Source organism: Desulfosporosinus cupriresistens (assembly GCF_001707885.1).
GTDB lineage: Bacteria > Bacillota > Desulfitobacteriia > Desulfitobacteriales > Desulfitobacteriaceae > Desulfosporosinus.
In genome coordinates this window covers 1-7,601 of record NZ_MASS01000096.1, presented here as the reverse complement: position 1 = coordinate 7,601, position 7,601 = coordinate 1, and the positions used below count along the sequence as shown (strand labels likewise).

9 protein-coding genes are annotated in these 7,601 nt (G+C 40.9%); 6 read left to right on the top strand and 3 right to left on the bottom strand.

What is annotated here, in order from left to right:
* The 3 genes from DSBG_RS20825 to DSBG_RS20815 form a co-directional block, all read left to right on the top strand.
* On the top strand, positions 1 to 843 hold an 843-nt coding region (locus DSBG_RS20825), incomplete at its 5' end, for an ABC transporter substrate-binding protein (RefSeq protein ID WP_068966836.1).
* 307 nt (positions 844 to 1,150) lie between these two features.
* Positions 1,151 to 1,885: a carbonic anhydrase gene (locus DSBG_RS20820; RefSeq protein WP_068966834.1), complete on the top strand. Its 735-nt coding sequence runs from the start codon at positions 1,151 to 1,153 to the stop codon at positions 1,883 to 1,885.
* A gap of 221 nt (positions 1,886 to 2,106) precedes the next feature.
* The gene (locus tag DSBG_RS20815; protein ID WP_083237016.1) at positions 2,107 to 2,907 is read left to right on the top strand and encodes a carbon-nitrogen family hydrolase; all 801 of its coding nucleotides are present in this window, start codon (positions 2,107 to 2,109) and stop codon (positions 2,905 to 2,907) included.
* Here the strand turns inward: DSBG_RS20815 and DSBG_RS20810 are convergent.
* Positions 2,904 to 3,968, bottom strand: coding sequence for an FUSC family protein (locus tag DSBG_RS20810; RefSeq protein ID WP_068966833.1), 1,065 nt, complete (start codon positions 3,966 to 3,968; stop codon positions 2,904 to 2,906). The two genes, DSBG_RS20815 and DSBG_RS20810, sit on opposite strands and share 4 nt — an antisense overlap.
* A 175-nt stretch (positions 3,969 to 4,143) precedes the next feature.
* Between DSBG_RS20810 and ytxJ the strand changes: the two genes are divergently transcribed.
* The gene (ytxJ, locus tag DSBG_RS20805) at positions 4,144 to 4,509 is read left to right on the top strand and encodes a bacillithiol system redox-active protein YtxJ (protein WP_068966831.1); all 366 of its coding nucleotides are present in this window, start codon (positions 4,144 to 4,146) and stop codon (positions 4,507 to 4,509) included.
* A gap of 138 nt (positions 4,510 to 4,647) precedes the next feature.
* On the opposite strand, the gene DSBG_RS20800 is transcribed toward ytxJ, so the two are convergent.
* Positions 4,648 to 5,910 (bottom strand): hypothetical protein, encoded by a 1,263-nt coding sequence (locus DSBG_RS20800; protein ID WP_068966830.1) that lies wholly within the window; start codon positions 5,908 to 5,910, stop codon positions 4,648 to 4,650.
* Positions 5,911 to 6,300: 390 nt separating this feature from the next.
* Here DSBG_RS20800 and DSBG_RS20795 point away from each other — a divergent pair, with 390 nt between their 5' ends.
* Positions 6,301 to 6,723 (top strand): universal stress protein, encoded by a 423-nt coding sequence (locus DSBG_RS20795; protein ID WP_083237015.1) that lies wholly within the window; start codon positions 6,301 to 6,303, stop codon positions 6,721 to 6,723.
* A gap of 219 nt (positions 6,724 to 6,942) precedes the next feature.
* On the opposite strand, the gene DSBG_RS20790 is transcribed toward DSBG_RS20795, so the two are convergent.
* On the bottom strand, positions 6,943 to 7,134 hold the full coding sequence (locus DSBG_RS20790; protein WP_068966828.1) for a PspC domain-containing protein: 192 nt from the start codon (positions 7,132 to 7,134) through the stop codon (positions 6,943 to 6,945).
* Positions 7,135 to 7,416: 282 nt separating this feature from the next.
* On the opposite strand from DSBG_RS20790, the gene DSBG_RS20785 reads away from it, so the two are divergent.
* The coding region (locus tag DSBG_RS20785) for a hypothetical protein (RefSeq protein ID WP_141694394.1) at positions 7,417 to 7,601 on the top strand (185 nt) is incomplete at its 3' end.

Here is a 7,601-nt window from a genome sequence, read left to right as displayed (position 1 = left end):
TTTACTGAAGAGGGTCTTGATATTGAGCTCTCGAATGGTCAAGGTGCAGACAAGGTCATGACTGCAGTTTTATCTGGTCAAGTTGACATTGGTTTTGCGGGACCTGAAGCGAGTGTCTATGTTTATAACGAAGGCAAAGAAGACAATAGTGTTGTCTTTGCACAGCTTACCAACGGAGATGGTACGTTTCTAATGGGTAGGAATCCTGACCACAACTTTAAATGGAGCGATCTTAAGGGAAAAAGTATTATTGGTGGACGAAAGGGTGGAATGCCTGCCATAGTCCTTCAGTATGTATTAGGCAAAAACGGTCTTACCACTGGAAAAGATGTTTTCATCGATACTACGATGCAATATGCTGCCATGCCCGGTGCCTTTATGGGGGGGCAAGGGGATTATGTTATTATCTTTGAACCTACGGCCTCGAGCATGCAGAAGGAGGGTAAAGCGTATATCGTTGCTTCTCTAGGTAAGGAGAGCGGTGAAGTTCCCTATACAGCATATTTTACAAAAAAAAGCACCATCGAGAAAAATCCGGACCTCATTCAGAAGTTTACAGATGCAATCTACAAAGGGCAGCGTTGGGTAGCAAGTCATACGCCTGAGGAAATTGCTAAGGCGATCAAGCCCCAATTCCCTGAGGAAAACGATGAAATTCTGGTGAGCGCGGTTAAACGTTATAAAGAACAGGACAGCTGGAAAATAGACCCTGTGCTCCAAGAAAAAGATTTCTATCTCCTGCAACAAATTATTCAAGATGCGGGAGAGTTGAATAAGATAGCTCCTTATGAACAAGTGGTCACAGGAAAATTTGGAGAAACTGCGCTAAAGAACCTCAAATAATCAGGTTAGAGGGGGCTGTACTAAAACTTGTAACTATATTTTTAACATCCCCACTTTTGGCTTCTATATCATTAAATCACAAGCGTCCTCACTCCACTTTAATAGTGAAATGAGGACGCTTATTGATTGTTGTAACCACTTGAAATTTTGGAGACTGAGTTTTCACACATCCCCTTTTATTAATGCAAAACTAAAATCAATCATTCATAATATTACAAAATATTCTAAAATATTTATGCATAATTATGGTAATATATTAGTTGATAAATATTCGCTATTTCAGAGCAAATAAATTAGGAGGAATGTTATGAAAAGAGTAATTACCTTCATCGGCGTTGCATCGCTCAGCCTAGTACTTATGCTTGGTGGTTGCGGAACTAAAGCCATACCCACGTCTTCCAGTCCACAATCGTCAACTGTGGGCACTCCTGTCTACAAAAGGACTGAAGTAATCACATCCTCAGATGTAGCGAAAAAGCTACTTGATGATGGAAACGCGCGCTTCACCTCCGGTAAGACCTTAAACAAAGACCTCAGTGCTACAAGACGAATGGATTTGGAGAAAAATGGACAACACCCCTTTGCCGTAATCGTAAGCTGTTCAGACTCGAGAGTTCCTCCCGAGGTGCTCTACGACGAAGCACTTGGGGATTTATTCGTAATACGGGTAGCCGGTAATGTCGTTACTCCAGTGGAATTGGGAAGCGTAGAGTATGCCGTCGAGCACTTGAAAACACCACTAATAGTTGTTCTTGGGCATGAAGGATGCGGAGCCGTCACAGCCGCTGTGCAAGGTGGGGAAATACCTGGTAGTATTGGTTCAATTGTCGAGAAAATTAAACCCGCTATCGATGAGGCCAAAACTAGTGGCGTAACCGGTAATGATCTGATCGAAAAGAGTGTTGATTTTAACGTTCAAAACGCAATACAAGACATCCTCAAAAGCCCGATTGTAAAACACGCAGTAGATACTAAAGAATCGAAGATATTAGGAGCCAAGTATGACTTGGATACTGGTGTTTCAACATGGTATAATGAATAAGATTAATTATTTAGAATAATTACGTTACCCATAGCTTTTAATTTTTAAAATCTCTGATCGAAAAAGTGTTAATATTGACTTTCTATTGTGAAAATGTCTGAAGACATATAACTAAAGAGCCTGCAACAGTTATAACGTTGCAGGCTCTTTGAGTATATTCGTAAATGTGCAGATAGAGTAGAGAAAGGGAAAGATGAGATGAGAAGGGTGGAATAGTTAAATTGAGTTTAAGTACATTAAAGGTAGCCGTTATTCAGATGGCTGTAGCCCTTGGGGAACCGGACGAAAACCTCAGAAAAATTGAAAAACTAGTTCGGGAAGCTGCCTTAAATAAACCTGATGTCATTGTATTACCTGAAACATGGAATACTGGGTATTTTCCGATAAATATTTCTGAACAAGCCCCCGTTTGGGGAAAAAGAGCTGTGGAAAAAATGAGTGACTTAGCAAGTGAACTAGCAATCTACTTGGTTGGAGGGTCAATCTCTGAAGTTAATAATGGGCAACTTGTTAATAGTGCTAAGGTTTTTAATCGAAAGGGGCTTGAAATAGCCAGCTACCAGAAGATTCATTTGTTTTCACCAGGCGAAGAAAATAGATTTTATACTGAGGGTAACAAGGTTGTAACTTTTGAGATAGAAGGGCATATTTGTGGAGTTATTATCTGTTATGATCTAAGGTTCCCCGAACTCGTCCGGCGACTGGCTCTCGATGGAGCAGAGATTCTCTTTGTACCCGCTGAGTGGCCTCATCCGAGATTAGAGCATTGGCAGATTTTACAAAAGGCCAGGGCAATCGAAAATCAGATCTTTGTTATCAGTTGTAATGGGGTAGGTCTGGGCAACGGTGTTAAATTCTGTGGGCATTCCAGTGTTATTAGCCCTTGGGGAGAGATAATGAAGGAGGCAGAGGAAGAAGAGGAGATCTTCCAAATAGAGCTAAACACCGATGCTATAAGTGAGGTTCGTAAGAAAATTCCAGTATTTATAGATCGAAGATACTCGTATTATCAACTTTCTTAACTCTTATTAAACGATCCCAGATCATAGAACGCTTTCATCCGCCGTGCGGCCCAGCGCATTTCGGTAGCGACGACAGCAATTTCCATCATGGCCCTCAGATAAAAGATGCCACCTACAGTACGTTGCCAAGTATCCATAACCTGATCGAATTCGGCCCAATATTCGGTGTCTTCGCCAGCTTTTTCTGCTGCATGGGGTTGGGTTAACCCAATGCTTACTTTACGGGCCCAGAGTCCTAACTTCCGTTCTCCTTCTAACAACAAATTAAGTATCCTTTGGTATTCTGTACTCAGCCCATCTTTGGGGAGCGGAGAATCTGACGCATTACGCCGTTGCACGCGCTGAGCTGTCATTTCTCCAATAGTTTGGCCTCGTTCAATGAAACCTCGGCATATTTCGAGGACACGTTCAACCAGTAAAGCATTGTCTTGCCCTGTCAATTCTCCGCGCGCATGTTCGTAAAGATCCATTGCATCCTCAAGTCGCTGTGATAGCTCCACGGGAGCTTCGGCACTGAAAGATACCAAAGAAGCAGACGAGATAAACGTGATCAAACTGTCTAAGAAATACGTAGAGGCATCACGGAAGAGTCGTTCCAATTCCGCGAACAACTTTTTCTTGTGTTCTGGCGGTAATAGAATATGGTTAACAACCAGAGCTACCGCGAGACCGAGGAAAACCGCTATCGAACGACTCGCAGCATGGGGTAGAAATTCATTGGCTGGTGAATCAAGTACAAAAACAATCGACACTACGCCTATCGTAATTCCCCCAGACCATCCCAGTCGATTACACAAAAGAATGATAATAATGACCGCTACACCAGTGACCACGGGATTAGTACCCAGCGTGAGCCCTAGAAGAATAGCCAAAGTGATGCTGAGTAAATGTACCCAGACTTGCTCCCACGCATTATGGAGTGCTTTACGGACAGAAGGCTGCATATTGACTACGACAGAAATGGCGGCGAAAACCGCCGGTTCAATCTGAAAAAGTTTGCATAAATACATCGCCAATGTAACCGCAATTCCCGTTTTTAATATTCGGGCCCCAACAAACATGCTATTCCCCCTTTATGTTTAATACTTCGCGGATGCACAACGTTTAGAATATATTGTACCAAGTCGAAGTACTGTTGTCACACGTTCTTTTGTTGGTTTTTGAGGAGAACATCCTACCTTTGATATTCAGGACGTTTTTGATATAATGGCGTAAACCAAAAAAGGAGTGGAAACGATGGCTGAATTTAAAGAAATTACTTCTTCTCAAGAATTCGGAGAGATTCTGGATGAGTCTTGCCAACGCAAGATCATCCTTTTCAAACATAGTACAACCTGTCCTATCAGTGAACGTGCTTGGCAGGAGGTACGGACTTTTATGAAAGAAAATACGGATGATGTTCTGGTGGTCATGATCAAAGTGATCGAGTCGAGAGCGGTGAGCAACCAAGTGGCTAATGATTTAGAGGTTAAACATCAATCGCCACAAGTACTTCTTTTAAGCAATAGGAAAGTTTTATGGCATGTATCACATCAATCAGTCACTCAAAACAACATTATGAAAGCCTTGGAAGGTGAGATCCTGCCGTTTAATCTAATATAAGAACCGTTTAATCTAATATAAGAAAGAATTAGATTTACAAAATTAAGAAGGAAACGCTTGGTCAGTCAAGACAAAGCGCTTCCTTCTTTTAACTTAGGGTTAAACGGTTTAGAAATAATATTGGTTGGATTCTAACTCTTAGGGCTCGAGGGCTTGCAGTTCTGCAAGGGTAGATGTTCCATTTCGGGTAAGTTGGATCAGCTCAGCTCCATCGACAGAAACATAGTTCTCATCACCGTGTAATTTTACCTCTTTAAGTTGACCTGCTGTGATGATATAGGCGGTTTGATGATCATAGACAACCATTTGCCCTTTAGCACCGATCAGCGTTCGTAGGTTCTTGTTAAAGGGAATCGAGCCTTTCCATTCAGTGGTTAGAGAAGGGTTACTTTTAACTTCACTCAGGTCAGTCGTTGTTTTAATCTTAACGAGCATATCATTTTCAACTTCACCGATATAGACTTTTCCATCTCTAATTCCAAGAATTCTATCGTTACCGTTTGAGGAGATAACGTGACGCTTTGTACCGTTCAGGGCAACGACTTGTCGAGAATCCCCCACTTTACTGTCAATATAAAGAGTTCCATACCGATCAGAGGCAGCCATATTATCGATTGTCTCTCTCGCTTTGCTTAGAGTGCTTATGTCCTTCATAATATCTATTTCCATTAGTTGTTCAGCCGAGCCATTTTTAATAGTGAGGTACATCAGATTGGTTGTGGTTGCATCAACCCATTCTTCAATTTCTCCACCTGCTGGAAATTGGTCGATCGTTCGATTAAAACGATTATCTGGAGCTACGTCTTCCTTACTATCTGGAAGATCAAGAGAATACAATTCTGTTATTTGTGGATTTCCATACCGCTTTTCAATCCGAGGTTCTACGGGAACCTCTTTGGTCACATCCTTGGGAACTTCCTTAACGGTTTTTTGGTTAGGGTCTTCTGTCTTCGGTTCAACAGGCTGCGGAGTCTGAACCGATGCCTGTGATTTCGATTTAGGAGGGTACACGGTAACGTATGTTACGGGGTTAGGATTCTTTTTAGCATAAAAATAGAGTAAAGTATTTCTATCCGGCAACCACTGGTACGTGAGCACTCCTAATGTTTCATCGTTAGGAGTAGGAGGTTCTTTCTCAAAAACAACGGTTTGTTTTTTAAGGTTAAAGACTTTAAGTGTGCCATTTTCTGAGTAGGCTAAGTAATCCTTAGCGTAGGAAATCTGGATATTAGTAAGATCAGTACCCGGGATGGTGGCTTTCAGCTGGAGTGTGATCGGTCCGGAAGGCGCAGGCGGAGCCAGAACTTTTTGAACCTGGTTATTCAAAAGAGAGTAAGCTCCAAATTGCAGGAGAAGTGAAATTAATGACCAAATCAATATGATACGCACTATTTTCTTCATACGTTATAACTCCTTTTTTAGTATATAACCCCTATCTGCCTTATAAACAGCATCACGCAAGGAATAGTAACTCCGCATCAGTATAACAAAACAAGTATGTTCTATCAAGGATAGTCTATTTTTCCACAATGAATCCGCAGTCCTATGATATACTTTCTTAGAATGTTTCAGGCTAAGTAGATTAGCAGGGAACTATAAGTAGTTTAAACAAAACTGTTAGTCAAAGCCCAAGCAAATCCAAAATTAAGCACATATGAACATAAGTGCATGAGTTATCTGTTTCTGTAAATATTATTATAATTAATTTATTATAATTGTTTGATCAAGAAGGATATTAACTTAATTACGTCGAATAGATCAGAAATGATGAAATATGAGGAGGAGATTATATTGAAAAAAATACTGGTGGCAACTGATGCATCAGAGTATTCACGACGAGCATTAACAACTGCATTGGAGCTTGCTCGGAAATATAACGCGGAAGTTGAGCTTCTGTTCGTTACGCACCTGCCGATAGTGTATGACTCGAGTGTTAATAGCTATATAATTGCGCCGGAACAAATTGAACAAGAAGGTAAACATGCCTTAGCAGCCACACTTAAGGGAATTGATATTAGTGATGTCACCTTGGTTAAGAAACAAATGCAAGGGAAAAAACCAGCGGACGTTATCTTAAGCGAAGCTGAAAATGAGAACATCGACTTGATCGTCATGGGGACCCATGGTTACGGGGCGATTGCTGGTTCCTTGTTAGGTAGTGTCAGTCAACACGTCCTTCACAAGGCAAAATGTTCTGTACTCATTGTAAAATAGGAATGAACATGTAATAAGTTACCAAAGCAGATGACGATCAAACGTTTAACAGAATGTCAAAGAGATATTCCGCTATAAAAATAAAGTGCAAAGCTTTTAAGTAAGACAGAAGCTTTTGCACTTTATTTCATTATTAGGGACTAATGATGACCCTCTTCTATATGTGGGTTGAACACTAGCAACCATGAGTATTTTAGAACAGCCCTATATATACTACTATCAGTTCTTAGTATCCAAAGGAATGACAAGCCAAGCAACAAGATAAGCTAAAAATCCAGTTCCTGCTACAAAGAGAAGCAGAATTCCAGCAATCCGGACAAGGCTGGGGTCAATTTCTAAGTACTCGGCCAAACCTCCACATACCCCACCGAGTTGTTTATTCTGACTGGATCGATACAAATGTTTAGACATATTTTTCCTCCCTTTCGATCGTTTTTCAGCCTCTTGGAATCTAATACTAGCTGCTGTTTGTCGATCCCTACACCTTAATACGTATGAAAGGATTTGAATGTTACATTACTAAGAAATAATTTTAATAGTCTTATCTGGGTGGTGAAAAGGAGGGTAAATTTCCTCAGACGTGCGAAACTTGTCAGCAAATTAATTACATAAGTTGGAAGGAAATGCAATTGTCGAAGAGAATAGTTACTTTGATATAGCAATTGGAACAGAGTAAGAGGTAGTGATGATGTAATGGACAAGAAGTGCTTTCTTAATCAAGATGAACTATATCTTTTTAACCGTGGAGAAATGTTCCACAGCTATTTTAAGCTCGGCGCGCATATCATTGAATGTGCAGGTGTTTATGGGACGCATTTTGCAGTTTGGGTGCCTGAAGCGCTGAAGGTTTGCGTGGTAGGAGAGTTTAATAATTGGTG